The following is a 25971-nucleotide window of genomic DNA, read 5'->3' on the forward strand; positions in this document are numbered from 1 at the left end:
GTGCCGGCGTAGCGAGAGCGGCGGGGCGGGACAACTGTCCCGTCCCGCCGCTGGCCGGATACCGCTGCCTCAGGAGGTGAACTTCTCCAGGGCCAGTTCGATGGCGCCGCTGTCCGGCTGGGCGTACGCCCGCATGGTCTCCTTGTTGTAGGAGATGAAGCTCGGGCAACGAACCGCCGGAGCGTTGACCCGGCCGCCCTCGCCGATCTTCTCGCCGGTCCTGGCGGCGTAGAAGGTCAGCGTGTAGCGCGACGAGAGGTAGTCGACGGTGATCTTCTTGTCGTCGCGGTCCTCGTAGTTGCACTTGCGGGGCTCGCCCTCGCTGCCCTGCTCGAAGGTGAGACAGCCGACGATGGAGACCGACGCCCAATCGGCGGTCTTGGCGTAGTACGGCTTGTCGAAGCCGACCGACTTGCTCAGCCAGGACTCCGGACGGTCCGGGGAGTTGGCGAAGGTGTACACCTTGGCGCCCTTCGCGGCCGTGTACGGCGCGGCGTTGAGGATCGGACTGCCCTCGCACACCGCCGACATGTCGCTGGAGTTCCGGGCGGTCAGGGCGTTGTTGTTGTCGGGCTGCACGTCCGCGGGGGGCGCGATCGACGGCGCGGCGCTGGTGGCCGGTGCCGCACTCTCGCCGCCGGCCAGCGGCGTGGTCTCGTCGTCACCGGCCAGCACGAAGTAGCCGATCGTGCCGCCGCACGCGATCAGCACAGCCATGACGGCGGCACCGATGCCCAGGCCGAGCCAGAGGCCCTTGTTGGCGGACTTCACCGGCGCTACCGCGTACGGCGGCAGCGGCGGCGGGACCGGCGCGCCGTACGGCGACGGGTAGCCGGGCCCGCTCGGCTGGCCGATCGGGGAGCCCGGCGGCCGGGGCGGGCCGACCGGCGAGCCCGGCGGTGTCCCCCACGGGGCGTTCGGATCCGGCTGCTGCCCTCCGTACGGAGGGTGGCTGTCACTCATCTGATGCCCTTGTCAAAGTCGAGAGGTTCACTGACAGATGATCAGGGTCAGGGTAATGAGCAGCGCAAATCAGCGAGCCACCGACTCCCCGGGCCGCCGACCAGATCGGTGGGTGCCGGTTGCGGTGTGCCCGTGCCACGCAGCGGGTACCTGACAGGCAGTGGCGAGGAGGAGAAGGCGATGACCGATCCCAGGTACACACCGATCGCGATGACCGCGAACGGCAGGCTGATCGACGACCACGACGAGGCGGCTGCCGGCGAACTGATCGGCGCGGACGACGCGGCGGCCGATGCGGCCCGCGCCGGTGCCGACGTCGACCTGACCGGAGCACAGCGGGACAGCGACCCGACCCCGGTCGGCGCCGCGGACGCCGAGGCCGATCGGCGCCGCGCGGCCGGCGAGGAGTGAGACGGACCCACCAGCGAAAGCGGCCCCGGGACGGCGTCCCGGGGCCGCTTTCGACCGCGAGACTTCGACGTATCCAAATATTGCGTCATTGTTTCGACACGTCGTAAGCTGCCGTGGGAGCGCTCCCGGTAGCTCCGTCCGATGTCACCGGAGTGCCGTACCCACCACCACGAGCAGATTGCGACGGTCCACCATGAAGCATCCTCCGCGCCGCCTGCGGCGCCTGCTGGTCGCGGCCGGTGCCGTCGGCGCACTGACCCTCGGCGCACTGACGGCACTGCCCACCACCAACGCGATGGCGGCGACCGGCTGCTCCGTGACCTACTCCACGAACAGCTGGTCCGGCGGGTTCACCGCGAGCGTCACCGTCACCAACCTGGGCGACGCGGTGAGCAACTGGACCCTGGGGTTCGCCTTCCCGGACGCAGGCCAGCGGCTCACCCAGGGCTGGTCGGCGACGTGGAGCCAGAGCGGCAACGCCGTCACGGCGCGGAGCCAGAGCTGGAACGGCTCGTTGGCCACCGGGGCCAGCACCAACATCGGCTTCAACGGCAGCTTCACCGGCGCCAACCCGTCGCCGACCTCGTTCACCCTCAACGGCACGGTCTGCACCGGCTCGACCACGCCGACCACGCCCACGCCCACCACGCCGCCGCCGACCACGCCGCCGCCGACCAACCCACCGACGACCCCGCCGCCACCTGGCACCCAGACGCCGGTGGGCATCAACGGGCAGCTGCGGGTCTGCGGGGTCAACCTCTGCAACCAGTACGGTCGGCCGATCCAACTGCGCGGCATGAGCAGCCACGGCATCCAGTGGTTCGGCAACTGCTACAACCCGGCCTCACTCGACGCTCTCGCCACCGACTGGCGCTCCGACCTGTTCCGCATCGCCATGTACGTGCAGGAACAGGGCTACGAGACCGACCCGGCCGGATTCACCAACCGGGTGAACAACCTGGTCGACGAGGCCACCCGGCGGGGCATGTACGCGATGATCGACTTCCACACGCTCACCCCCGGTGACCCGATGTTCAACCTGGAGCGGGCCAAGACCTTCTTCGCGGCGGTGTCGGCGCGGCACGCCTCGAAGAACAACGTGATCTATGAGATCACCAACGAGCCCAACGGTGTCAGCTGGTCGACCATCAAGAACTACGCCGAGCAGGTCATCCCGGTCATCCGGGCCAACGACCCGGACGCAGTGATCATCGTGGGTACCCGGGCGTGGTCGTCACTGGGCGTCTCCGAAGGGTCCAACCACTCCGAGATCGCCAACAACCCGGTGAACGCCAGCAACATCATGTACGCGTTCCACTTCTACGCCGCGTCCCACAAGGACAACTACCGCGCCGAGGTGGAGCGGGCCGCCGCCCGGCTGCCGCTGTTCGTCACCGAGTTCGGCACGGTGGACTACACCGGTGACGGCGCGGCCGACCTGGCCAGCAGCACCCAGTGGCTGGACCTGCTGGACCGGCTGAAGATCGGCTACGCGAACTGGACGTTCTCCGACAAGGCAGAGGGCAGTGCCGCGTTGCGGCCCGGCACCTGCAACGGCAGCAACTACACCGGCACCTCGGTACTCACCGCCTCCGGCACCTTCATGCGGGAGCGCATCCGTACCCCGGACAACTTCCCCACCAGCTGAGCTGAGCGCACCACCACCCTGCGGCCCCGGCGGAACACCGCCGGGGCCGCGGTGCGCACACCCGTCGAACCGACCCACCGGGCAGCCACTCACCCACTCACCGGGCCGATCAACGAGTCGGCCGGTCCGGACGAGCCCGCCGGATACTCCCGCAACGGCACCGCACCCGCCTTCCAGGCGGCCAGCACCGGCTCGACGATGCGCCAGCACTCCTCGGCCACGTCACCGCGCACCGACAGGGTCGGGTCCCCCTCGAACGCGCCGCGCAGCACCTCGCCGTACGCCGGCAGCTCGCCGGGACCGAAGTCCGCCGTCAGCTGGACCTGGTCCAGGTCATAGGGGTTACCAGGGCCGTTGACGTTGAGGTCGAGGCCCAACTGGTCCGGGCCGAAACCGATCCGCAGCCGGTCGGGTTGCTCGTAGCCGGTCAACCCGGCGGGTACCCGGGCCGGCTGTTTGAAGGTGATCACCGCCTCCTTGCGCACGGCGGCCAGCGCCTTGCCGGAACGCAGCCGGAACGGCACCCCCGCCCAGCGCCAGTTGTCCACGGTCAACACGATCTCGGCGAGCGTCTCCGTGCCGCGGGCCGGATCGACGCCGGGCTCGGCGGCGTAGTCGGGCAGCCGGCGTCCGTCGACCTCGCCCGCCGCGTAACGGGCCCGCCGGCTGGCCGCCACCGGGTCGTCCTGCCACAGCCGGGTCGCCCGCAGCACCTGCGCCTTGCGGCCACGCACCTCCTCGGCGGCGAGCGTGGGCGGCGGCTCCATCGCGAGCAGGGCGAGCACCTGGAGCAGGTGGGACTGCACCATGTCCACCAGCGCGCCGGCGCCGTCGTAGTAGCCGGCCCGGCTCTCCAGGCCGAGGCTCTCGTCGAAGACGATGTCCACGCAGGCCACGTGCGCCGAGTTGAGCACCGGCTCGAAGATCCGGTTGGCGAAGCGCAGGCCGAGCAGGTTCAGCACCGTCGACTTGCCGAGGAAGTGGTCGATCCGGTGGACCTGGTTCTCCGGTACGAGGGTGCTCAGCAGTTCGTTGAGCGAGCGGGCCGAGATCCGGTCGACGCCGAACGGCTTCTCCAGCATCAGCCGGGTACCGGGCGGCACGCCGATGCGGGCCAGCGCGGCGGCCGACCGGGCGGTCACCATCGGCGGCAGCGCGAAAAAGATCACCAGCGGGCCGGAGCAGTCCCGCAGCAGCAGCCGCAGGTCCTCCTCACGTGTCACGTCGGCGGGCACGTACCGCGTCTCGCGGATCACCTCGGACTCCGCGGCACCGTCCGCGCCGACGGTGGCGAAGGCGTCGGCCACCCGGCTGCGCCACCGCTCGTCGTCCCAGTCCTCCTTGCTGCTGCCGATCAACCGCAGCCCGGGGACCGCCCCGCTGGCCACCAGCCGGCCCAGCCCGGGCAGCAGCAGCCGCCCGGCCAGGTCACCGCTGGCACCGAGGACCAGCAGCGTCTGCCGTACGACAGTGGTGGCGGGACTTCCGGGAGCGGTTGCGGAGGCGTTCGGGTCCGGCTTCGTCATGCCACCACCATGCCCTGTCCACGCGACGGGCAGACACCGGACCCCGGGCGATCCACGTATGGCAGGCTGGTCTCACCCGCTGGCCGGACGACGCCGACGGGGAAGCCGACCCTGCGAGGAGACGATCGATCCGATGGCTGCGGACGTCACCACCACCGACGAGTGGCAGGCCCTGCGCAAGCACGCCGACGAGATCCGCGGGACGCATCTGCGGGATCTGTTCGCCACCGACACCGACCGTGGCCAGCGGTTGACCGTCGAGGTGGCCGGCCTCTACGTCGACTACAGCAAGAACCTGGTGACCGACGAGACGCTGCGGCTGTTGACCGCGCTCGCCGAGCGGGTCGGGCTCACCGACCGGATCGCCGCGATGTTCGCGGGCCGTCACATCAACGGCACCGAGGACCGGGCCGTGCTGCACACCGCGCTGCGGCTGCCCCGCGACGCCGCACTCACCGTCGACGGCCAGGACGTGGTGGCCGACGTGCACGCGGTGCGGGAGCGGATGGCCGAGTTCGCCGAGAAGGTCCGGTCGGGGCAGTGGCGCGGACACACCGGCGAGCGGATCCGCACCGTGGTCAACATCGGCATCGGCGGCTCCGACCTCGGGCCGGTGATGGCGTACGAGGCGCTCAAGGCGTACCGCGACGCCGGCATCAGCTGCCGCTTCGTGTCGAACATCGACCCCACCGACATCCACGAGACCACCGCCGACCTGGACCCGGCCACCACCCTGTTCGTGGTGGTGTCGAAGACCTTCTCCACTCAGGAGACCCTGGCCAACGCCGAGCAGGCCCGACGCTGGCTGCTGGCCGGGCTCGGCGCCGACGCCGACGCGGTGGCGCGCCACTTCGTCGCGGTCAGCACCAACGCCCAGCGGGTGCAGGACTTCGGCATCGACCCGGCGAACATGTTCGGCTTCTGGGACTGGGTCGGCGGCCGGTACTCCCTGCCCTCGGCGGTCGGCCTGTCGGTGATGCTGGCCGTCGGGCCGGCCCGCTTCGACGAGCTGCTCGGCGGCTACCACGCCGTGGACGAGCACTTCCGGACCGCGCCGTCGGCCCGCAACGCCCCCGTGCTGCTCGGCCTGCTCAACATCTGGTACGTCAACTTCCTGGGCGCGCAGACCCACGCGGTGTTGCCGTACTCGCAGTACCTGCACCGTTTCCCGGCCTACCTGCAGCAGTTGACCATGGAGAGCAACGGCAAGTCGGTACGCACCGACGGCGAGTCGGTGTCGTACGACACCGGGGAGATCTTCTGGGGCGAGCCCGGCACCAACGGACAGCACGCCTTCTACCAGCTGCTGCACCAGGGCACCCGGCTGGTGCCGGCAGACTTCATCGGCTTCAGCGAGCCCAACCACGACATCGGCGACATGCACGACCTGTTCATGTCGAACTTCTTCGCCCAGACCGCCGCGCTGGCCTTCGGCCGCACCGCCGAGCAGGTCGCGGCCGAGGGCACCCCGGCGGAGCTGGTGCCGCACCGGGTGATGGCCGGCAACCACCCGACCACGTCGATCATCGCCGACCGGCTCACCCCGACCACCCTCGGCGCGCTGATCGCCCTCTACGAGCACATCGTCCTCACCGAGGGCGCGATCTGGGACATCAACCCGTTCGACCAGTGGGGCGTCGAACTGGGCAAGGTGATGGCCAACCAGCTCGCCCCCCTCCTGACCGGCGACTCGCCCGACCTGACCGACCTGGACTCCTCCACCGCCGCCCTGATCTCCCGCTACCGCACCCAGCGTCAGCGCGACTAAGGAGTTGATCAAGAGGTTTTGGTCACGACACGTCGGTCCGCGTGACCAAAACCTCTTGATCAACTTCCTGGGACAGCCTCAACACGACTGCGCCCCGCGCGGGCCGCGCGAAGACTGACGACCGACCCGGACCGTCAGCCGGTCAAGGTACGCCACCTGCAACCACACCAACGCGGCCAGGAACAGCAGCATGATCGGTAGCGGGAGGACCGCACCGAGCGCCAGGTCGTCGGCCGGGATCCGCCCCGTGGTGGCCTGCACCATGGCCTCCAGCGGCGCTGGTCGGGCCATCGGCGGCTGCGCCACGATCCACGGCCAGAGCACCTGTCCGGCGGTGACCAGCCAGGTGACCAGCCCGACCAGCACGACCATCGGCACCGAGGGGGCGAGCATGCTGGCGCCGAACCCGCCTCCGGCCCGCCATCGGGGCTCCAGCCCACGGAACAGCACGGCGAACAGGAACAACGCTGGGATGCTGACCCAGCCCGGCGGCACCGCCCCGAGGAAGCTGTTGAGCTGGTCGGCATCGCGGGTCCGCAGGTAGGACTCGATGGCCAGCGGTCCGGTGCCGACGAACAGCCACGGCGCGAACGGCAGGAGGAGCAACTCGCTGAACCGCCCGAGCGGGCGCAGACCCCCGATGGCGAAGCCGCCGGCCACCGCGACAGCGACTGTGACCAGCGCCGACAGCAGCGTCGGCAGCCACGTCGCAACCAGCATGTCGGCAAGGCTGACGGCCGGCAACGGCGCGACCTCGTTGGTGAACCGCAAGCTGCGACGCAGCCACGGCCACGCCACCCACAGCAACAGGCCGACGAAGAACACGCCCACCACCGCCAACCCGGTTCCGGCCCGACGGCTACCGCCGCCCGCCGCCCCGCCCGGACCGGCCTTCCTGATGGTTCCCTCGTGATGCTCGCCGGGGGCGGCGGCCTCGTCGACCACCTCGATCCGGGCCCGGCTGGCCAGCAGCAGTGCCGTCGCGGCCAGACCCAACAACGCCAGCGGGATCAGCAGCAGCACCGCGCCGGCCGAACCACCACCGAGATCCATCCTGCTCAGGGAGGCGACGACAACGTGCGTCAGCGGGAAGCCGGTATTGCCCGTCAGCAACGGCGCGGTGAAGCTCTGCAACGTGGCCGCGATGATCCCGAACACCAGCAGACCGGCGACGGTCGACGCCGCCGGCAACGCGTCGCGGCGGTGGGACCGGCCGCGGAGCGTACCGAGGAAGGCGGTGGTGGCGACCGCCACGACCAACCCGGCACCACCGATCGCAGTCAACTCCACAAGCGTCGCGTACTGACGGTCCGCCACCGCGGACGGCTCCATCCGGTCCAGGCGCCAACCGACGAGCAGCGCCACGGGCGCGTACCCTGCGACCGGCGCGACAACCAGGGCACGGACGGCCAGCGTGGCCCGCCGCCCGGCCCGGTCGGCGAGCAGCGCCAGCAACGGCGCGACCAGCAGGGCCAGCGCCAGTGGAACCAGCGCCAACAGCATTGCCCAGCCGAAGTCACCGAGCACCCCCTGCTGGAAGCGAGCCTGGTAGTTGGCGCCGCCCACACTGTCCGCCGGGCGGAGCAGGTCGTCACGGGTCGTCGAGCGCCACACCGCCAGCACGGTGGGGAGCAGGTACGACCAGGCGAGGGCGAGCAATGCGGGAAGCAGCAGGACGAATCCGATACCGATCCGGGCAACGCTGGACGGCCCGGTGCGGGCGGCCGTCACTGTGGGTGTTGCCATGCTCATGGTGCTCCTCGCCTCGTCGGGCCCCTGGCCGGGCCTGACGATAAGTGCAGTGATCAAGCGAGCGCCACCTCTTCCGCCAGCGCAAATCGTCGATGTCGCCACCATTGAGTGTGGGTACGTCGCCACCAGTGGGTATGGATACTCAGCGCGGGTAGGTGCGCGGCCTCAGGTGCCGCCCGTCGGCATGGACAGGGTCACGTCATGGCCCACCCGCGCCACCGTCCCGCTGCGGCGTCCGCCGTTCGGTTGGCTTTCGGTCCGCTCTGGCCCAATGGGTCACCTGCGGGTACCCGGGCTCCCCTGTTGTCCGGGTACCCGCGCCCGAGACGCGACCGAGGAGCAACGCATGCGGAGCACCATCAGGACCGGGCCGGCTGGCGTCGGCGGTCGGGCGGCGTCGTGACGACGGCCGCGGTACGCGAACCAGACGTCGTCGGTGAGCACACCGGCGCGGCACGCCTGTTGGAACAGACCCTCTTCGAGGTCAAGCGGGTCATCGTCGGCCAGGATCGACTGGTGGAGCGGCTGCTGACCGCGCTGGTCGCCCGGGGCCACTGCCTCCTTGAGGGGGTGCCCGGCGTGGCCAAGACCCTCGCCGCGGAGACCCTGGCCACGGCGGTCGGCGGCAGCTTCTCCCGGATCCAGTTCACCCCGGACCTGGTGCCCTCGGACATCCTCGGCACCCGGATCTACCGGGCCTCCAAGGAGAGCTTCGACGTCGAGTTGGGGCCGGTGATGGCCAACCTGGTCCTCGCCGACGAGATCAACCGGGCCCCGGCGAAGGTGCAGTCGGCGCTGCTGGAGGTGATGGCCGAGGGCCACGTCTCCATCGGTGGCCGGACGTACCCGGTGCCGACCCCGTTCCTGGTGCTGGCCACCCAGAACCCGATCGAGTCCGAGGGCGTATACCAGCTACCCGAGGCCCAGCGGGACCGGTTCCTGATGAAGGTCGTCGTCGGTTATCCCACCGATGACGAGGAGCTGGGCATTCTCTACCGGATGGGCACCGGTACCCCGGTCGCCCGACCGGTGCTGGACCCGGCCCGGCTGGCGGCGCTGCAGGCCCGCGCCCGGGAGGTCTTCGTCCACCACGCGCTGGCGGAGTACGTCGTCCGGCTGGTGCTGGCCACCCGGGACCCGCGCCGGTTCGGACTCTCCGACGTGGCCGATGCGCTGACGTACGGCGCCAGCCCCCGGGCCACGCTCGGCCTGGTCGCCGCGGCCCGGGCCCTGGCGTTACTGCGGGGTCGCGACTACGTGCTCCCCGCCGACGTACGGGAAATCGCCGAGGACGTGCTCGCCCACCGGCTGGTGCTCTCCTTCGACGCGGTCGCCGACGACATCGACCCGGGCGAGCTGGTCCGGCAGGTGGTCGAGGCCGTGCCGCCACCGCAGATCGCCCCCGCGCAGGAGGACCAGGGGCCGGGTCTGGGGGCAGCCGCATGAACGAGAACTCGACAAGCGTCGGGCGGTTGGCGCCGCAGCGCCGGCTGCGCCGGCTGGAACTGACCATCACCCGCCGCCTCGACGGGCTGCTGCACGGGCAGCACCTGGGGCTGCTGCCCGGCCCCGGCAGCGAGCCGGCCGGCAGCCGGGAGTACCGCGTCGGCGAGGACGAGGTGCGGCGGATGGACTGGTCGGTGACGGCACGGACCACAGTGCCGCACGTGCGTACCGTCGAGGCCGACCGGGAGTTGACCACCTGGACGCTGGTGGACGCGACGCCGAGCATGGATTTCGGCACCGCCGAACTGGAGAAGCGGGAGCTGGCGGTGGCGGCCGTCGCCGCGGTCGGCTTCCTGACCGCCGGCTCCGGCAACCGGCTGGGGGCGCACGTGCTCGGCGACGCCGGGATTCGTCGGTTTCCCGCCCGCACCGGCCGATACCACCTGCTCGGTCTGCTGCGCGCGCTGCTGGAGGTGCCGCGGGGCCGGCCGGCCACCGATCCGGTGTCGCTGGCCGACTCGATCGACGGGTTGCGCCGGTCGGCCGGCCGGCGTGGTCTCGCGGTGGTGGTCTCGGACTTCCTCGACGGGCTGCCCGACGAGGGTGTGGCCGGCGCCGAGGGCCCGCCACCGGACTGGGAAGGGCCGTTGCGGCGGCTGGCCGCGCGGCACCAGGTGCTCGCGGTCGAGGTCCGCGATCCGCGTGAGCTGGAGCTGCCCGACGTCGGCCTGATCACCCTGGTCGACCCGGAGAGCGGGCGGCGACGCGAGGTCTCCACCGGTAGCCGCCGGTTGCGCGACCGGTACGCGGCGGCGGCCGCCGCACAGCGCCTCGCAGTGGCCCGGGCGCTGCGCCGGGCCGGCGCGACGCACCTGCCGCTGAGCACCGACCGGGACTGGATCGCCGACATCGTCCGGCACGTGCACGCCCAGCGCCGGCTGGCTCGCGCCACCCGACCACACCGTGGAGGTGTCGCGTGAGCGAGCGGCAGCGAGCGAACGATCGGCACCGCGCGCCAGTGCCTCACGACGGACCGCGGCGAAGCGGAGTGCCCGCATGAGTTGGCAGTCGCCCGAACGGTTGTGGCTGTTGGCGGGGGTGGCCGCCCTGGTCGTCGGCTACCTGCTGATGCAGCGGCGACACAGCCGGTACGCCGTCAGGTTCACCAACCTGCGCCTGCTGGACAAGGTCGCGCCGGCCCGCCCGGCATGGCGCCGACACGTGCCGGCCGGGCTGTTCATCGCCATGCTGGCACTGCTGGTGGTGGGCTTCGCGCGCCCGACCGACGAGGTGCAGGTGCCGCGGGAACGGGCCACCGTCATCGTGGCGGTCGACGTGTCCCGGTCCATGCTCGCCGACGATGTGCCGCCGGACCGGCTGATCGCGGCCCGGGACGCGGCCCACGAGTTCGTGGCCGATCTGCCGGAGGAGTTCAACGTCGGGCTGGTGGCGTTCGCCGGCAGCGCGTCGGTGATGGTCGCCCCGGGCAGCGACCGGACGGCGGTCGGCGCCGGTATCGACCGGCTCGACGAGGGCGTCACCGGCATCCAGGGAACCGCGATCGGCGAGGCGATCCACGCCTCGCTGGAGTCGATCCGCACGCTGGACGCCCGGGCCGCCGAGGAGCCGCCACCGGCCCGGGTGGTGGTGCTCTCCGACGGGGCCAACACCTCGGGACGCGACCCGATGCTGGCGGCCGCCGAGGCGGTGCAGGCGGGGGTGCCGGTCGACACCATCTCCTTCGGCACGCTCGACGGGCGCATCGGCGGTGGCCAGCAGGTCCCGGTCGACGGGGAGACCCTGCGCGTCGTGGCCGAACAGGCCGGCGGCGGTTACTACGAGGCCGGCAGCGGCGACGAGCTGCGCGAGGCGTACTCCGACATCGGCTCGTCGGTCGGCTACCGCGCGGAACGGCAGGACGTCTCGGCGCGGTTCATCGGTGCCGGCCTGGTGCTCGCGCTGCTGGCCGCCGCCGCCTCGATGTTCTGGTTCTCCCGACTGCCCTGACGGCTCCCCCTACAGGAGGGACATCGAATGCCGAGCACGATTCCGGGTCTGGGCCAACCGCGCGGGCCGCGGTTCGTCTCCCCCGACCTGTCATCCGCCGACCACCCGGCCCTGACCGGCACGTCTGCCGCGCCCACGGTCGCACCGGCCGGACCGGACACGGCGGGGTACGGGCCGGACAGCGCGCCGGGGCGCTCCGGCGAACCGACCGGCGGCTCACCACGCTGGCCCCGGATGCTGCTGGCCGGGCTGACCCTGATGGCCGTGTCGGCCGGTACCGGCGGCGTCGCCGGACATCTGGCCTCGGGTGGGGCACCGGAGGCCGCCCTGGGTGCCGCACCGGCCGGCCCGGCAACGGGCCCCGGCGGCGACCTGGTCGCCGCCGCCGACCAGGTGCTGGCCGGGGTGGTGTCGGTGCGGGTCTCGACCGGCGGGCGGGGCGCCTCCGGTTCCGGCTTCCTGATCGACGAGCGCGGACACGTGGTCACCAACGACCACGTCGTGGCCCGTGGCGGCACCATCCACGTGGTCGGCCAGGACGGCCGGCGGCTCACCGCACGATTGGTCGGCCGCGACCCGGGTACGGACATCGCTGTGCTGCGCGTCGATCCGGGTAGCGGGCTGCGCCCGCTGCCGCTGGCACCGACCGGTCAGACCCAGGTCGGCGAGCCGGTGCTGGCCGTCGGTTCCCCGCTCGGGCTCTCCGGCACGGTGACCGCCGGGATCGTCAGCGCCCTGGCCCGGCCGGTACGGCTCGGCGGCGGTGCCCGGCAACCGGCGGTGCAGACCGACGCGTCGATCAACCCCGGCAATTCGGGCGGCCCGTTGGTGAACGGCCGAGGTGAGGTGGTCGGCGTCAACACGGCCATCGCCACACTGGAGGGCAGCGGCAACATCGGGATCGGTTTCGCCATCCCGGTCGACCGCGCGGCACAGGTGGCACAGGGGCTGATCGCGAGGGGATGACTGGAACATGCGGCTGCTCGTGGTGGAGGACGAGGAAGACCTGGCCGGCGCGTTGCGGGTCGGGCTGGTCCGCGCCGGTTACGCCGTCGACCTCGCCGTCGACGCGGCGCAGGCGTACGAGTTGTTGCTGGTCAACGCGTACGACCTGATGTTGCTGGACGTCAACCTGCCCGACGTCGACGGGTTCGCGGTGTGCCGGGCGATCCGCTCGGGCGAGGTGCAGGTGGCCGGCGGGCAGGACCTGCGGGTGCTGATGCTCACCGCCCGCAACGCGCTGGGCGACCGGGTCCGTGGCCTCGACGAGGGTGCGGACGACTACCTGGTGAAACCGTTCGCGCTGGTCGAGCTGCTGGCGCGGGTGCGGGCGCTGCTGCGCCGGGACACCGGCGGCACCGGGGTGGTGCTGACCGTGGGCGCGTTGACCCTGGACGTGGCACGGCACGAGGCCCGCCGGGGCAGCCGGCAGCTGCACCTGACGCGCAAGGAGTTCGGGGTACTGGAGTACCTGATGACCCGCCCCGGGCTGGTGGTGCCGGCGGAGGAGCTGCTGGAGCACGTCTGGGACGCAAACGCCGACCCGTTCACCGAGACCGTCCGGGTCACCGTGGGTACCCTGCGTCGGAAACTCACCGGTGGCGACGACGATCCGGCGATCGAGACGGTCGTCGGGCGCGGGTACCGGCTACGGGAGGTGCCGGCATGAGGCCAGGTGTGGGCATGAGCGTCTTCCGGTCTATCCGGTTCCGGCTGACGGTGCTCTACTCGACGCTGCTGTTCGCGCTGGCCGGCGCCGGCCTGGCGGTGGCCTACGTGGCGGTCGACCGGGCGGTCGATCCGAAGCCCATCACCAAGCGGTACGAGGCGCAGCTGGTCAAGCTCAAGGCCGACGGGCGTACGGTGCCGACCGGCACCACCCTGGAGGTGGCCGAGGTTCAGCAGATCGAGGACGAGGTGAACCTGCGGCTGTTGCAGACCGTCCGGGACTACTCGCTGATCGCCCTGGGCGGACTCTTCGTGGCCAGCCTCGGCATCGGCTGGGTGCTCTCCGGCCGGGCGTTGCGCCCGGCGGGTGCGATCGCCCGCACCGCGCGGGAGATCCAGGCCACCGACCTGTCCCGCCGGATTCAGCTGACCGGCCCGCGAGACGAACTGCGCGACCTCGGCGACACCATCGACTCCATGCTGGATCGGCTGGACCACGCCTTCAACGCCCAGCGGCAGCTCATCGACGACGCCTCACACGAGCTGCGCAGCCCGTTGGCGATCATCCGGGCCAACCTGGACGCCTCGCTGACCGCACCGGAGGCGAGCGAGCAGGAGCGCAGCACTGCGGTGGCGACGATCGACCGGGCCACCACACGGATGTCGCGGCTGGTCGAGGACCTGCTGGCCACCGCCCGCCGGGACGCCGACGCGATCTCCGACACCGACGTGGACCTCAGCACCGTCGCCCGCGAGGCGGGTGAGGACTTCGGCTCGCTGGCCGCCGGGCGTGGACTACGCATCCGGTACGCGCTCGGGTCTGATCTCGCGCTCATCGGCGATCCCGACGCGCTGCGCCGGGCCGCGGGCAACCTGCTGTCCAACGCGGTACGCCTCTCGCCGCTGGGCGGGGCGATCAACGTGGCGACCGGCCGGACGGGCGACTGGTTGTGGTTGGCCGTTGCTGACGAGGGGCCGGGCATCGCCGAGGCCGACCAGTCGCGGGTCTTTGACCGGTTCTGGCGCGGCGAGGCCGGTCGGGGTGGTTCCGGCGACCGGCGGACCGGGCTGGGGTTGGCCATCGTCCGGCAGATCGTCGAGTCGCACGGCGGCCAGGTAGCGGTCTTCTCCCGCCCGGGAGCGGGCAGCACCTTCGTGCTGTGGCTGCCGCCCCCAGCCCGCACCGACGACACCCCCCCACCCCCCACCTCCCCCCTCTAACCCCACCCCCCACCCCCACCCCCACCCGCGCGTCGATCATGCAGTTGTGGTTGCCGTTTCGCCCGCTTCACACCTTGTGTCAGGTGCCACAACTGCATGATCGCGCGAGAGCGGGTGGGGTCGGCGGGTTATCTGTCATGCAAATGTCACGCAACCGTGCGGGTGGCTCCAAGGTCGTTGCGCAAGGTAATGGTCGATCGGGACGGCGCGTCGGGTCACCGACGTCGACGACGAAGGAGACCGCTGTGGTGATGCCGTGGCCTTGGCCGATGCCCGACGACCACTCCTTCCGCGCGCTCTGGGACGAGCCGCAGGACCACGACGAGGACGTCCGTCTCGCCGCGCTGGTCGCCCAGCGGCTCAGCGCCGACTGGACGACCCGACGGCAGCAGATCACGGTGATGGTGCAGAACCGGGTCGTGATCCTCACCGGACTGGTCGCCGGCGCCGAGACCCGTCGGGCGGCCGGCGAGCTGGCCTGGGACATCGAGGGTGTGGTGGACGTCTGCAACGCCCTGCGGCTCGTCGGTCACCGGCGCGGACGCCGCTGAACTCCGGCCCGTTCGCAGCGCCCGGCACCGGTGCTGCGGGCGGGCCGGACAGCCGCAGCATCAACGGTCGGTTTGAAGTCCCGCGAGCGCCTCGGCCCGGCTGCCCACGACCGGGAACACCTCGTCGAGGCGGGTGACCTGCAGGACCTGACGGATCAGCGGCGAGGTCGCCACGACGCAGAGCGACGCGCCGCGTTCGGCGGCGGCCCGGTGGGCACGAACGAGCAGCCCGAGGGCGGTGGAGTCGACAAGGTCCGTCCGGGCGAGGTCCACCAGGACATGTCCGCCCATGTCGGCCGCGTGCCGCAGAGCTATCCGCAGGGTGTCGCCGGTGTCGAGGTCGACGTCGCCCGCGACGGTCACCACGGTCACGTCACCGAGGTGCTCGATGCCGAGGATGCCACCGGGCATCCCGCCCGAGGCCGGGCCGAGGCGGGTGCAGTGCGCGCAACGGTGCGGCCCGTCGGACAGCGGGGAGCCGCTCCAGCCGTACTCGGACACCAGTGGCCACACCACCTCACCATCGGAGGGCACTCGGGGCCCAGCGACGGTGTCACCGCAGTTGTCGCAGGTCAAGCTGACCAGGTGGTCATCCAGGACGACGGCCATGGCGTGCTCCTTCCCAGGTCGGAGGGGTTGATCCCCCACCTTGCCGGCGTCAGGTGGCGGGCATCGCGCGGACACGTGACGGTTGGGTGACGAATCGGCTTCCTGCTGCTGGCGGGTCGGATGGGTGACCAGAGGGCGACGTTCCTCGTCCGCTTTGAGACGATAGGCGTAGAGAGATCAACCGATCACTGCGCGCGACGGGAGGTCGCCGGATGCGAGCTGGACTGCCTACCGACGAACCGGTCGGCACGCTGGAAGTGGTACACCGCTTCCGGGGCCCGATGCCGACCGGAGTGACCGTCTCACACCGCGGGCGGATCTTCGTCAACTTTCCGCGCTGGGGCGACGAGGTCCCGGCGACCGTGGTGGAGTTGCGCCGCGGACGTGAGGTCCCCTTCCCCGACCTGGAGTGGAACACGCCGTCCGGTAATGACGACGAGTCGGCGTTCGTGTCGGTGCAGAGCGTGGTGGTCGACCCCACCGACCGGCTCTGGGTGCTCGACACCGGCAGCCCGTTGTTCCAGCCGACCTCGCCCGGCGGGCCCAAGCTGGTCCGGGTCGACCTGAGGACCGACACCGTCGCTCAGGTGATCACCTTCCCGCCCGACGTGGTGCTGCCCACGTCGTACCTCAACGATGTGCGCTTCGACCTGCGGCGCGGGGAGGCGGGGCTGGCGTACATCACCGACTCCGCCGATGGGGCCCCCAATGCGATCATCGTGGTCGACCTGGCCAGCGGGGTGTCGTGGCGGCGACTCAACGACCACCCGTCCACCAAGGCGGAGTCACTGGCGAATTTCCGCCCGGTGGTCGAGGGGCGGCCGTTCATGGTCCGCCCGCCGGACGGACCGCCTCAGCCGGTCGGCGTCGGCGCAGACGGCATCGCGATCTCCGCCGACGGTGCCCGGCTGTACTACTGCGCCCTCGCCACCCGCCGCTGGTACAGCGTCGCCACCGACGCCCTGGCCGACCGCGCACGCAGCGAGGACGCCGTCGCCGCGACCGTCGTCGACGAGGGGGACAAGGGCGGTGGCGCCGACGGCCTGGAATCCGACGACGCCGGCCGGCTCTACCTGACCAACTACGAGCACAACGCGGTGCTGCGCCGCCGCCCCGACGGCGAGTACGAGACGGTGGTGCACGACGCCCGTCTGCTCTGGCCGGACACCCTGAGCGTGGCCACCAACCGACATCTCTACGTCATCGCCAACCAGGTGCACCGCCAGCCGGCGTTCAACCGCGGTCGGGACCTGCGGCGCAAGCCGTACGCCCTGTTCCGCACCCGCATCGACGCCGGGCCCGTGCTGCTCCGGCCCTGACCACCGCCCACCTCGATCGGGTGGTCGTACCGCCCGCTCGGGGTGAGCGGCCGCGTTGCCCACGTAGCGTCGGGGAGCAATGCCGACGAGGTGAGGAGCGGGTCGTGACCGAGCCGGAGGAAGAGCGCGAGAAGAGCGCGAAGACCGATCCGGTGCTGTTCTCCCCCGACGGCGACCCGCACCACAACCTGGCGCAGGCGCCCCAGCCCGACGAACACCTCCCGGTGACGTTCTCCCACGACGGTGAGACCGACGTGATCGACGGCGACCAGTAGGACGTCAGGACGGCGACCGGGCGGCGGCCAGCTCGTCGGCGTACTCGGCCAGCGGGCGCCCGTCCGCGGCGTAGGCGACCAGCCGGCCGTGGACCATGGTGGCCGAACGGAACGAGAACGTCCGGACGCCCGGATAGGCGGCCAGCAGCGGAATCGTGCGGGGCGGGCCGCCGGGAGCGGAGTGGTAGTCGAGCCGGGCCACGTGATCGGCGACCACGCCGTTGACCCGTACCTTGGTCTTCTCGCTCCGGGTGTCGAAGGTGACCGGCGCGTCGGTGCCGTAACGGACGCACTCCACCGGCCCGCGGCACACGAAGAAGTAGCGCGGGTTGGCCACGTCCGCCAGGCGGTACGCCTTGAAGGTCGGATCCGCGCCGGCGGGCAGCGGCTGCACGGCGAAGAACGCCAGCACGCCGAGGGACGCGACGGCCGCGCGCAGCCACGCCCGGCGGCTGGTGGCCGGAGGCCCCGGTCGGCCGGCAACGACCGCGACCGCGCCGAAACCCGCCACGCAGAGCACGCCCACGCCGAGCGTACGGGCGTTCTCGAAGAGGAACTGCACCCCGGGCCGAGTCGAGACGGGACCCAGGACCGCACCCAGCGACAGCACCATGCTGGCCAGCAGGGCGACCCCGGCCAACCGCCGGGTCACCCCGACGGAACCGACCAGCAGCATCGCCGCCAGCACCGTCCACACCTGGTGGTGTGTCCAGGAGACCGGGGACGCGGCGACGGTGGCGCAGCCGACCAGCACCGCGGCGTGTCCGGGGTGGCCCTGCCCGGCCAGCCGCCGGGCCCGCAGCAGCGCCAGCGCGCAGATGCCGGCGACCAGGGCGGCCCAGACCAACGGCAGGGACCGCTCGTCCATGCCGAGCCGCAGCAGCATCCCGTGTACGGACTGGTTGCCCAACGACGCCAGGTTGCCGATCCGGGAGGTCTGCGCCACCGTGCCCGCCCAGTAGGTCAGGCTCTCCGTCGGCAGAAACACCAGTGCGAGCGCGCCGCAGGCGACGAAGGTGGCGCTCGCGCGAGCCGCGTCGCGGTAACGCCCGCAGGCCAGGAAGTAGAGCACGAACAGCAACGGCGTGAGCTTGATCGCGGCGGCCACCCCGATCAGCACCCCACGCACCCGCGAGGGCGCAGCCGTGCCGTCGAGCAGCGCCATCAGCACGATGAAGATGCTCACCTGGCCGAATCGCAGGTTGCTCTGCACCGGCGCGGAGAGCATCAGGATCGTGGCGACCGCCGCGACCAGGACGGGTGTCGACATCCGGGCGCGCGCCGCGCCCTGGTCCGGGCGCCGGGCCGGCGCCACGGTGTGACCGGCTGCCAGCGCGCGACCGACCGGTACCGCGATGGCGACCACGGCCGCGCAGGTAGCCGCCAGCCAGAGCGCCTCGACCACGCCGAGCGGCAGGGCGGTGATCGGCCACAGGACCAGGGCCGCGAACGGCGGGTAGGTGAACGGTCCCCCGTTGTCCGCCACGTACTCGTACAGCGGACGGCCGGCCCGCAGGTCGGCCAACGCCCCGTGGTAGATGTGCAGGTCGGACAGGCGGTCGGAGCGTCGGAGCACCAACGCGATGGAGACCAGCGCGGCCAGTGAGAAACCCGCCCACAGCAGTCCTACCCGACGAGCCCGCATGGACAGAGAGTAGAAGTTCGGTACCGCTCGCCGCAGCCTCGCCGCCGCTCGCCGCTGTGCCGCCGCCGCTCGGCGCGGTACTACCGCCGCGCCCTGTCGCGCGCTCCGGAACGCCACGACAATCATCAATGTTCCTGAGCCGGACGAGTTGGGGCATCGGGCAGCCCTCGATCGGAACGTCGCCCTGTCCACTCTCCGTCCGGAGGACTTGTTCAATGAAAATGGCGATCAGACTGTGGTGTGCCGCCCTCGCGGCCCTCGCCCTGACGGCGCTGGCCGCGCTGTCGGTCCCGACACCGGCGTCTGCGGCGACGCTGACCGAGGTGACCAACTTCGGCACCAATCCGAGCAACCTGCGCATGTACCTGTACGTACCGGACCGGGTCGCACCTCGACCGGGGTTGCTGGTCGCGGTGCACTACTGCACCGGCACCGGCCCCGCCATGCACTCGGGCACCCAGTTCGCGTCCCTGGCCGACCAGTACGGCTACATCGTGATCTACCCGTCGGTGACCCGCAGCAGCCAGTGCTTCGACGTGTACTCACCACAGGCGCTGCGGCGCGGCGGCGGCAGTGACCCGGTCGGCATCATGTCGATGGTGGACTATGTCCGGGCTCGGTACTCGGTCGACCCGGCACGGATCTTCGCCACCGGCGTCTCCTCCGGGGCGATGATGACCAACGTCCTACTCGGCGTCTACCCGGATGTCTTCGCCGCCGGTGCCGCCTTCGCGGGCGTGCCGTTCGGCTGCTTCGCCACCACCGGCGGCTCGGAGTGGAACAGCGAGTGCGCCAACGGGCAACTCACCCGGACCCCGCAGCAGTGGGGCGACCTGGTGCGGGGCGCGTACCCGGGCTACACCGGCCCGCGCCCGCGGATGCAGATCTGGCACGGCACCAACGACGAGATCCTGCGCTATCCGAACTTCGGTGAGCAGGTCAAGCAGTGGACCAACGTGCACGGCCTGAGCCAGACACCGACCTTCACCGACAGCCCGCAGTCCGGCTACACCCGCACCCGCTACGGCGGCTCGGGCGGCACCGCGCCGGTCGAGGCGATCAGCATGCAGGGGGTGTCGCACAACCTACCGGTCGACGCCGGCCAGGCGATCCGCTTCTTCGGACTCAACAACACCACCCCGACACCGACACCGACACCGACACCGACACCGACGCCGACGGTCACCCCCACCACTCCCCCGCCGACGACGCCGCCGCCGGGCACCGGCTGCCGGGTCGGATACACGGTCAACGCCTGGAACACCGGGCTGACCGGGTCGGTGACCATCACCAACACCGGCGGCACAGCCGTCAACGGCTGGAGTCTGGCCTTCACGCTGCCCGCCGGGCAGACCATCACCAACGGCTGGAACGCCACCTACTCCCCGACCTCCGGGGCGGTGACCGCGCGCAACGTCTCCTACAACGGCACCATCGCCCCCAACGGGTCGGTCAGCATCGGCTTCCAGGCCACCCACACCGGCAACACCGGCCGCCCGGCCTCGTTCACCCTCAACGGCAGCCCCTGCACGGTCGCCTGACCAACCTGGCGCCGCCCCCATACGACGCCATCAGTGCCGGTGCTCGCGCGGCCTCCCGCCGCACGGGCACCGGCCGCGGCAGGGCGGCCACCGCACTGGCGGCGGTGGGACGCGCGCCGACACCCGTTGGCTTTATCGAGGCATCTCGATATATTTGACCAGATCAGGAAAGCGCTTGCCCTCCGTCCGGTCGCCACGTGCCACTCCGGCAGGCGCTCCACCACCGACCCGCACCCGGAGGAACCTCTGATGCAACTGCCCACAACGAGCCGACAACCCCGCCGCTGGCTGCTCGCCGCCGCGACGACGCTGGTGCTGCTCGGCGCCGGCCTGACGGTGGCGCCGCCGAGCGCAGCGGCCGCCACCGTCGATCCCAACGCCACGTACGTGTTCGTCAATCGGCACAGCGGCAAGGCGATGGACGTGTGGAACTGGTCCACCGCGGACAACGCCCCGGTCAACCAGTACACCCGCAGTGACGCCGCGGTCCAGCAGTGGCGCTTCGTCGACGTCGGCAGCGGCTACTACCAGATCCGCTCCGTACACAGCGGCAAGGTCCTCGAACTGCCCAACGCCACCGACGGCGTCCAACTCGTACAGAACACCGCCGCCAGCGACAACACCCGGCAGCACTTCCGGCTCGCCGACGCCGACGGCGGCCACGTCCGATTCATCAACCGACACTCGAGCAAGGCCCTGGACGTGTGGGGCTGGTCCACCGCGGACGGCGGCATGATCTCCCAGTACCAGGACGTCGGCGGCGCCAACCAGCAGTGGCAGCTCGTGGTCCTCGGGGCCAGCAGCGGCTGCGGCAGCGGCGCGTTCCAGGCCGAGGCCGTGCTCAGCGGCGGCACGTGGACCGCCCGCAACGGCGGCAGCACGGTCTACACCGGCAGCGACATGCGGGCGGCCGTGCAGGCCGCGGTGAACAGCCTCAGCGCCGGCCGCACCAGCAAACAGCGGGTCGTCGTCCGCGGCTCCGGCTCGATCAGCGCCGGCTCCCGGATCTCGCTGCCGAGCTACACGACGATCGACGTCTGCGGCACGATCAACGTGACCGGCTCCGGCTCCGGTGACCAGGCGCCGATCTACTCGCGCGGCACCACCCAGGTCGAGGTGCAGAACCTGACCGTCACCGGCGCCCCGCTCTACGGCATCTTCATGCGCAACGTCACCAACGTGATCCTCGGTCAGATCGACATGCGGCTCTCCGCCGGGCTGGGCGTACGCATCGACAACCGGGGCGACACCAGCCAGTGGACCCGCAACGTCCGCATCGACAACGTGTACGTCTCCGGCGCGAGCACCCACGGCGTCGAGACGTACGGCGTGGACGGGTTGACCGTCGGCACCGTCACCGCCCGCAACGTCGGCGGATCGGGCCTGCTGCTCAACGAGACCATCAACGCCACGGTCACCACGGTCGACGCGGAGAACGCGGGCACCGGAACCGGCTACGCGGCGTTCCGGACCGCCAACCGCGCCGGACGGATCGGCTCCAGCTACCCGACCAACATCCGGGTGGGTACCGTCCGGGCACGCGGCGGCGGCCGGGGTGTCTTCTGCGTCTCGGAATCCGGCGGCGTGGCGATCAACCGGGTCGACCTCGCCAACACCGGAAACAACGCGATCCTGATCGAGAACTGCTACGGCGTGGACATCGCGGCGGGCGGCGGCACGATCAGCGGTGGCGGCGAGGTGCGGCTGGCCGCGCGTACGGAGTTCCCCGGCAACCGGGACATCACCCTGCGCAACTTCACCCTCACCAACAGCCGGATCCTGGAGAGCCCCTGCGCCACCAACCTGACCATCAGCAACGTCACCCTGTCCAACTCGACCATCAGCCGCTGCTGACCGGGTCGAAGATCAGCACCCCGTACGTCGACATCGGGTAGCCGCACCGCATGGGGAGCGAGCCGGACTTCGCCGTCGACCGCGTCGAGTCGTTCGACCGATGCCGGCTCGCCGCCCCGACATTTCGACGCCAGCCGCGGGCGCCACGGATCCGCTCGCGTTGGTGCAGCGCCACAACGGCCGCCTCGACCCGACGACGAACCGATCCTCAGCGCGCCGCACGGGTACGTCGCGCGGCGACGTAGCGCCGGATCTTCTCGGTGGTCCCGCAGTCGTCCATGCTGCACCAGCGGCGACTACGGTTCTTGCTCTCGTCGACGAAGACGGAGCGACAGCCTCCGCATCCCTTGATCCGGTCCGGCGTACCTGCGGTGAGCAGCTGGACCGCGGCGTGCACCACCGGCCGTATCGGCCGAGCGAGCGTGTGGTCGTCCCGCCAGCTCCACTCGAACCTGCCCACCCGATCGAGCCGGGCGTGGCCGAGCGCGTCCGCCTCGTCGTCACGCAGCCGGGTCAACGCCGACCGGCTCGGGCTCCGACCGGCGGCCAGCGCCCGGAATGTCGCGTCGAGATGGTCGCGGGTGCGCAGCGATCGCGCGAAGGCAACCTGAGCACCCTGCGGATCGTCGCGAGCCAGCCGACGCAACGCCGCCGCCTCCGCCTCGGTCAGGGCGCCGGCGTACACGCTCCAGGCGACCAGGTCGGGGTAGCCCGTGAGCACGTCGTCGTCCGGGGCGCCGACGGGTGGGCCAGTGCGGGTGTTGACGAAGTCCACCGCAAGGTTGCCGCCCACCAGGCGCATTCGCGTGACGTCCCCGGCCGTTTCCATCAAAACCGATTTTACCAGTTGACCCTTGCCGTGGCACGTCACTAGCCTGTTACCACCTTAGCCGCTTTAGACGGCAACACTGGGAGGGTCACGTGAAGCGTTGGCGGGCCGTAGGGGCCCTGATCGGTCTGTCCGGCGGAACGTTCCTGTACACCACCGCCGAGGCGCTGCCCATCGGTCTGTTGCTTCCGATGGCCGTGGATCTGGCCGTCCCACCATCGCAAGTAGGCATGCTGGTCACCGCGTACGGCGCGGTGGTGATGGTCGCCTCGGTCCCGTTGACGGCGCTGGTGCGGAGAGTCCCTCGCCGACGGCTGCTGTCGGTGCTGCTGGCCGGCTTCGTCGTCAGCACCGCGGTCACGGTGCTCACCGACACGTTCGCGCTGGTACTGGCGGCAAGGATGGCGACCGCGGCGACCCATGCGGTGTTCTGGGCGGTGGTGGTGCAGGCGGCCGCCGAGCTGTTCCGGCCCGGCCTACGCGGGCGGGTGGTCGCGGTCGTCTTCGCCGGCGGCAACATCGCTCTGGCACTGGGCGTGCCCGCAGGCACCTGGCTGGGCGAGCGCGCCGGCTGGCGGGCCTCGTTCCTGGCGGTGGCCGGCCTCGGCGCCATCGTGCTCGTCGTGACGGCCTCGCTGCTGCCCTCGACACGGCCCGAGGAAGGGCACGCCGCCCGAGGTGCGACACCCGACGTACACCGTTTCTGGCTGCTGGTGACGGTGGCCGTCCTGGCAACCGCCGGCGCCATCGCCGCCTACACCTATGTCGCGCTCTTCGTCACCGAGGTCAGCGGGTTCTCCGCCTCGGCGGTCGGGGCCATCCTGTTGGCCCGCGGCATCGCGAGCGTGCTCGGCATCCTCGCCGTCGGAGCCATGGTTGACCGCAGCCCGTGGCACGCTCTCACCGCGACCGTGGCGCTGCAGGCGGTCGCGCTGCTCGGGCTGTACGCGTTCGGCCAACGGCAGGCGGTGACTGTCGGCCTGATCGCGCTGTCTGGATTGGCGTTCGCCGCGTTCACCGCGGCGCTCGGTGGCCTGGTGTTGCAGGTAGCGCCCGGACGCTCAGACCTCGCCGCCGCCACGGTCTCCGCCGCCGTGAACGTCGGCATCACCGGTGGCGCCTTCTTCGGTGGCCTCGCCCTACCGAGCCACGGCGTGCGTGGCGCGGTGCTGATCGGGGCCCTGCTCGGCGTCGTGGCTCTGGTCGCAGCGCTCGGCGAACGACTCATCCGGCCCGCCGCCAGCACACCGCCTCCCGGCGTGCCCGCCACGCGCAGGCAGCCGGCCACGGCGACCCGGGGACCAGGAAGGGAGCGGGTGCGTTGGGACGCAGACTCGGCAGCTGGATCGTGAAGATCCTGACCGGGGCGAGGAGAACTGGTTGGGGCCGGTCGTTAAGAGGGGCCCCTTCCTATACGCCAGGCGTTAAGAAGGGGCCCCTCCTTTCACTTCAGCTGCCGGTGCAGGTGGGGGTGCCGGAGGGGCCGGTACCGGTGCCCTGGAAGCCGAACTCGGTACTGGTGCCGGCGTTGACAGTGCCGTTGTAGCTGACGTTGCGGAAGCTGACGCTACCGCTGCTGCCAGTGGCCTGGGCGTTCCACGTGTTGGTCACCGTGGCACCGCCCGGCAGCGAGAGGTTCACCGACCAGCCGTTCAGTCTGGTGGAGCCGGCGGTCACCCGTACCGTGGCGACGAAGCCGCCGTTCCACTGGTTCAACGACACCGACGCGGTGCAGCCGGCTCCGCCGGGCGGCGGGGTAGTCGGCGGCGGAGTCGTGGGCGGCGGGGTGGTCGGCGGCGGAGTCGTCGGCGGCGGAGTGGTCGGCGGCGGAGTCGTGGGCGGCGGGGTGGTGCCGCCCGCGTTCAGCGCCTGCAGCGTCGCGTCGTACGCGGGCTTCTTGTTGCCGTTGTTGTCGAAGAGCAGCGGGGTGCCGTAGGAGCGCCACGAGTCGCTGTCCCGGATGCCCCACACGGTGATGCCGTTGCAGCGGGGCACCGCCAGGCAGTCGTTGACCACGCTGCGGTAGGTGTTGGCCTGCGTGGTGCCGGAGCCCTCGATGTCCAGCTCGGTGATCTGCACGTCCACCCCGAGGGCGGCGAAGCTGGACAGCGTGGTGCGGTAGTTGCTGTTGTACGCCGACTGCGCGTTGAAGTGCGACTGGAACCCAACGCAGTCGATCGGCACGCCACGCTGCTTGAAGTCCTGCACCATCCGGTAGACGGCCTGGGTCTTGGCCCAGGTCCAGTTGTCGGTGTTGTAGTCGTTGTAGCAGAGCTTGGCGCCCGGGTCGGCGGCGCGGGCGGCCCGGAACGCGGCCTCGATCCAGTCGTTACCGGTGCGCTGCAGGTTCGAGTCCCGCCGCGCGCCGTTGTTGCCGTCGTCGAACGCCTCGTTCACCACGTCCCACGAGTCGATCTTCCCGCGGTAGTAGGTCGCTACCCGCGTGACGTGGTTGAGCATCGCGTTACGCAACGCGGTACCCGACATGTTCCGCATCCACTCGGGCTGCTGCGAGTGCCAGGCCAGGGTGTGACCGCGCACCTTCCAACCCCGACTCAGAGCGTGGTTGACGATCCGGTCCGCGTTGGTGTACGTGAACTGGTTCTGCTGCGGCTCGAGCGCGTCAATCTTCATTTCGTTCTCGGCCGTGACGCTGTTGAACTCGCGGTTCAGGATGCCGACGTAGGTGGAGTCGGAGAGCTTGTTCGCGGCAACGGCGGTACCGAAGTACCGGCCACTCTCGGCTGCGGACGCCCCCAGGGTGGTCGCCGCGCTGGCGCTGGAGGCCACCACCACGCTGGCGGCGACGAGAGCGAGACCGACCGTGGCCGAGACCAGCGCGGCGCGCGGTCGCCGTCGGGTAGCCGGGCGCCCGCTACCGCGGGCGAATGGGTTGTTCATGGCATGAGCCTTTCGACGAAGCCGTGATGAGGAAACC

At 71.2% G+C, this 25971-nt stretch carries 23 protein-coding genes; 15 read left to right on the forward strand and 8 right to left on the reverse strand.

The genetic code is table 11. From position 1 onward, the window contains the following. Nucleotides 1–69: 69 nt before the first annotated feature. Nucleotides 70–963: a hypothetical protein gene (locus tag BMY89_RS07595; RefSeq protein ID WP_092377017.1), complete on the reverse strand. Its 894-nt coding sequence runs from the start codon at nt 961–963 to the stop codon at nt 70–72. A 180-nt stretch (nt 964–1143) separates the two neighbouring features. Between BMY89_RS07595 and BMY89_RS07600 the strand changes: the two genes are divergently transcribed. Together BMY89_RS07600 and BMY89_RS07605 are read left to right on the forward strand one after the other, a co-directional pair. After that, nucleotides 1144–1374, forward strand: coding sequence for a hypothetical protein (locus tag BMY89_RS07600; protein ID WP_092377565.1), 231 nt, complete (start codon nt 1144–1146; stop codon nt 1372–1374). Nucleotides 1375–1567: 193 nt separating this feature from the next. Beyond that, complete coding sequence (locus BMY89_RS07605; RefSeq protein WP_092377020.1) at nt 1568–3022, forward strand: cellulase family glycosylhydrolase; 1455 nt, start codon at nt 1568–1570, stop codon at nt 3020–3022. A gap of 89 nt (nt 3023–3111) precedes the next feature. On the opposite strand, the gene BMY89_RS07610 is transcribed toward BMY89_RS07605, so the two are convergent. After that, nucleotides 3112–4548 carry a glucose-6-phosphate dehydrogenase gene (locus tag BMY89_RS07610; RefSeq protein WP_092377024.1) on the reverse strand — a complete coding sequence of 479 codons (1437 nt, stop codon included), beginning with the start codon at nt 4546–4548 and terminating at the stop codon, nt 3112–3114. A gap of 133 nt (nt 4549–4681) precedes the next feature. On the opposite strand from BMY89_RS07610, the gene pgi reads away from it, so the two are divergent. After that, complete coding sequence (gene pgi, locus BMY89_RS07615) at nt 4682–6316, forward strand: glucose-6-phosphate isomerase (protein WP_092377027.1); 1635 nt, start codon at nt 4682–4684, stop codon at nt 6314–6316. A gap of 78 nt (nt 6317–6394) precedes the next feature. Here the strand turns inward: pgi and BMY89_RS07620 are convergent, their stop codons facing one another. Next, nucleotides 6395–8062 carry a sugar ABC transporter permease gene (locus BMY89_RS07620; protein WP_139217919.1) on the reverse strand — a complete coding sequence of 556 codons (1668 nt, stop codon included), beginning with the start codon at nt 8060–8062 and terminating at the stop codon, nt 6395–6397. Nucleotides 8063–8467: 405 nt separating this feature from the next. On the opposite strand from BMY89_RS07620, the gene BMY89_RS07625 reads away from it, so the two are divergent. From BMY89_RS07625 to BMY89_RS07655, 7 genes are all read left to right on the forward strand, one after another. Beyond that, nucleotides 8468–9514, forward strand: a complete 1047-nt coding sequence (locus BMY89_RS07625; RefSeq protein ID WP_170147741.1) for an AAA family ATPase — start codon at nt 8468–8470, stop codon at nt 9512–9514. Next, on the forward strand, nt 9511–10494 hold the full coding sequence (locus BMY89_RS07630; protein ID WP_092377032.1) for a DUF58 domain-containing protein: 984 nt from the start codon (nt 9511–9513) through the stop codon (nt 10492–10494). The genes BMY89_RS07625 and BMY89_RS07630 overlap by 4 nt, the downstream gene beginning before the upstream one ends. A gap of 76 nt (nt 10495–10570) precedes the next feature. Then, nucleotides 10571–11521, forward strand: a complete 951-nt coding sequence (locus tag BMY89_RS07635; protein WP_092377035.1) for a VWA domain-containing protein — start codon at nt 10571–10573, stop codon at nt 11519–11521. A 27-nt stretch (nt 11522–11548) separates the two neighbouring features. After that, a complete protein-coding gene (locus BMY89_RS07640; RefSeq protein WP_092377038.1) occupies nt 11549–12487 on the forward strand; it encodes a S1C family serine protease in 939 nt (312 codons plus the stop codon). 7 nt (nt 12488–12494) lie between these two features. After that, nucleotides 12495–13190 (forward strand): response regulator transcription factor, encoded by a 696-nt coding sequence (locus BMY89_RS07645; RefSeq protein ID WP_092377041.1) that lies wholly within the window; start codon nt 12495–12497, stop codon nt 13188–13190. Then, on the forward strand, nt 13187–14410 hold the full coding sequence (locus BMY89_RS07650) for a sensor histidine kinase (RefSeq protein WP_092377044.1): 1224 nt from the start codon (nt 13187–13189) through the stop codon (nt 14408–14410). The genes BMY89_RS07645 and BMY89_RS07650 overlap by 4 nt, the downstream gene beginning before the upstream one ends. 251 nt (nt 14411–14661) lie before the next feature. Continuing rightward, nucleotides 14662–14961, forward strand: a complete 300-nt coding sequence (locus BMY89_RS07655; RefSeq protein ID WP_092377569.1) for a BON domain-containing protein — start codon at nt 14662–14664, stop codon at nt 14959–14961. Nucleotides 14962–15021: 60 nt separating this feature from the next. Here the strand turns inward: BMY89_RS07655 and BMY89_RS07660 are convergent, their stop codons facing one another. After that, entirely contained in the window at nt 15022–15570 is a 549-nt protein-coding gene (locus BMY89_RS07660) for an STAS domain-containing protein (protein WP_092377047.1), read from the reverse strand. A 212-nt stretch (nt 15571–15782) separates the two neighbouring features. Between BMY89_RS07660 and BMY89_RS07665 the strand changes: the two genes are divergently transcribed. Beyond that, entirely contained in the window at nt 15783–16889 is a 1107-nt protein-coding gene (locus BMY89_RS07665) for an L-dopachrome tautomerase-related protein (RefSeq protein ID WP_092377050.1), read from the forward strand. A gap of 104 nt (nt 16890–16993) precedes the next feature. Continuing rightward, nucleotides 16994–17164, forward strand: coding sequence for a hypothetical protein (locus BMY89_RS30270; RefSeq protein WP_170147740.1), 171 nt, complete (start codon nt 16994–16996; stop codon nt 17162–17164). 4 nt (nt 17165–17168) lie between these two features. On the opposite strand, the gene BMY89_RS07670 is transcribed toward BMY89_RS30270, so the two are convergent. Further along, nucleotides 17169–18809, reverse strand: a complete 1641-nt coding sequence (locus BMY89_RS07670) for a glycosyltransferase 87 family protein (RefSeq protein WP_170147739.1) — start codon at nt 18807–18809, stop codon at nt 17169–17171. 215 nt (nt 18810–19024) lie between these two features. Between BMY89_RS07670 and BMY89_RS07675 the strand changes: the two genes are divergently transcribed. Together BMY89_RS07675 and BMY89_RS07680 are read left to right on the forward strand one after the other, a co-directional pair. Continuing rightward, nucleotides 19025–20350 (forward strand): extracellular catalytic domain type 1 short-chain-length polyhydroxyalkanoate depolymerase, encoded by a 1326-nt coding sequence (locus BMY89_RS07675; RefSeq protein WP_092377056.1) that lies wholly within the window; start codon nt 19025–19027, stop codon nt 20348–20350. Between the two features lie 249 nt (nt 20351–20599). Then, nucleotides 20600–22204: an RICIN domain-containing protein gene (locus BMY89_RS07680; RefSeq protein ID WP_092377059.1), complete on the forward strand. Its 1605-nt coding sequence runs from the start codon at nt 20600–20602 to the stop codon at nt 22202–22204. On the opposite strand, the gene BMY89_RS07685 is transcribed toward BMY89_RS07680, so the two are convergent. After that, nucleotides 22191–22379, reverse strand: a complete 189-nt coding sequence (locus tag BMY89_RS07685) for a hypothetical protein (protein WP_092377063.1) — start codon at nt 22377–22379, stop codon at nt 22191–22193. The two genes, BMY89_RS07680 and BMY89_RS07685, sit on opposite strands and share 14 nt — an antisense overlap. Nucleotides 22380–22412: 33 nt before the next feature. Next, nucleotides 22413–23033: a CGNR zinc finger domain-containing protein gene (locus tag BMY89_RS07690; RefSeq protein WP_092377066.1), complete on the reverse strand. Its 621-nt coding sequence runs from the start codon at nt 23031–23033 to the stop codon at nt 22413–22415. A gap of 92 nt (nt 23034–23125) precedes the next feature. On the opposite strand from BMY89_RS07690, the gene BMY89_RS07695 reads away from it, so the two are divergent. Then, a complete protein-coding gene (locus tag BMY89_RS07695; protein ID WP_170147738.1) occupies nt 23126–24385 on the forward strand; it encodes an MFS transporter in 1260 nt (419 codons plus the stop codon). A gap of 97 nt (nt 24386–24482) precedes the next feature. Here BMY89_RS07695 and BMY89_RS07700 read toward each other — a convergent pair whose 3' ends face one another. Beyond that, nucleotides 24483–25934, reverse strand: a complete 1452-nt coding sequence (locus tag BMY89_RS07700; RefSeq protein WP_092377072.1) for an endo-1,4-beta-xylanase — start codon at nt 25932–25934, stop codon at nt 24483–24485. Between the last annotated feature and the right edge of the window lie 37 nt (nt 25935–25971).

Origin of the sequence: Micromonospora phaseoli (genome assembly GCF_900109115.1) — a bacterium.
GTDB classification, from domain to species: domain Bacteria; phylum Actinomycetota; class Actinomycetes; order Mycobacteriales; family Micromonosporaceae; genus Micromonospora; species Micromonospora phaseoli.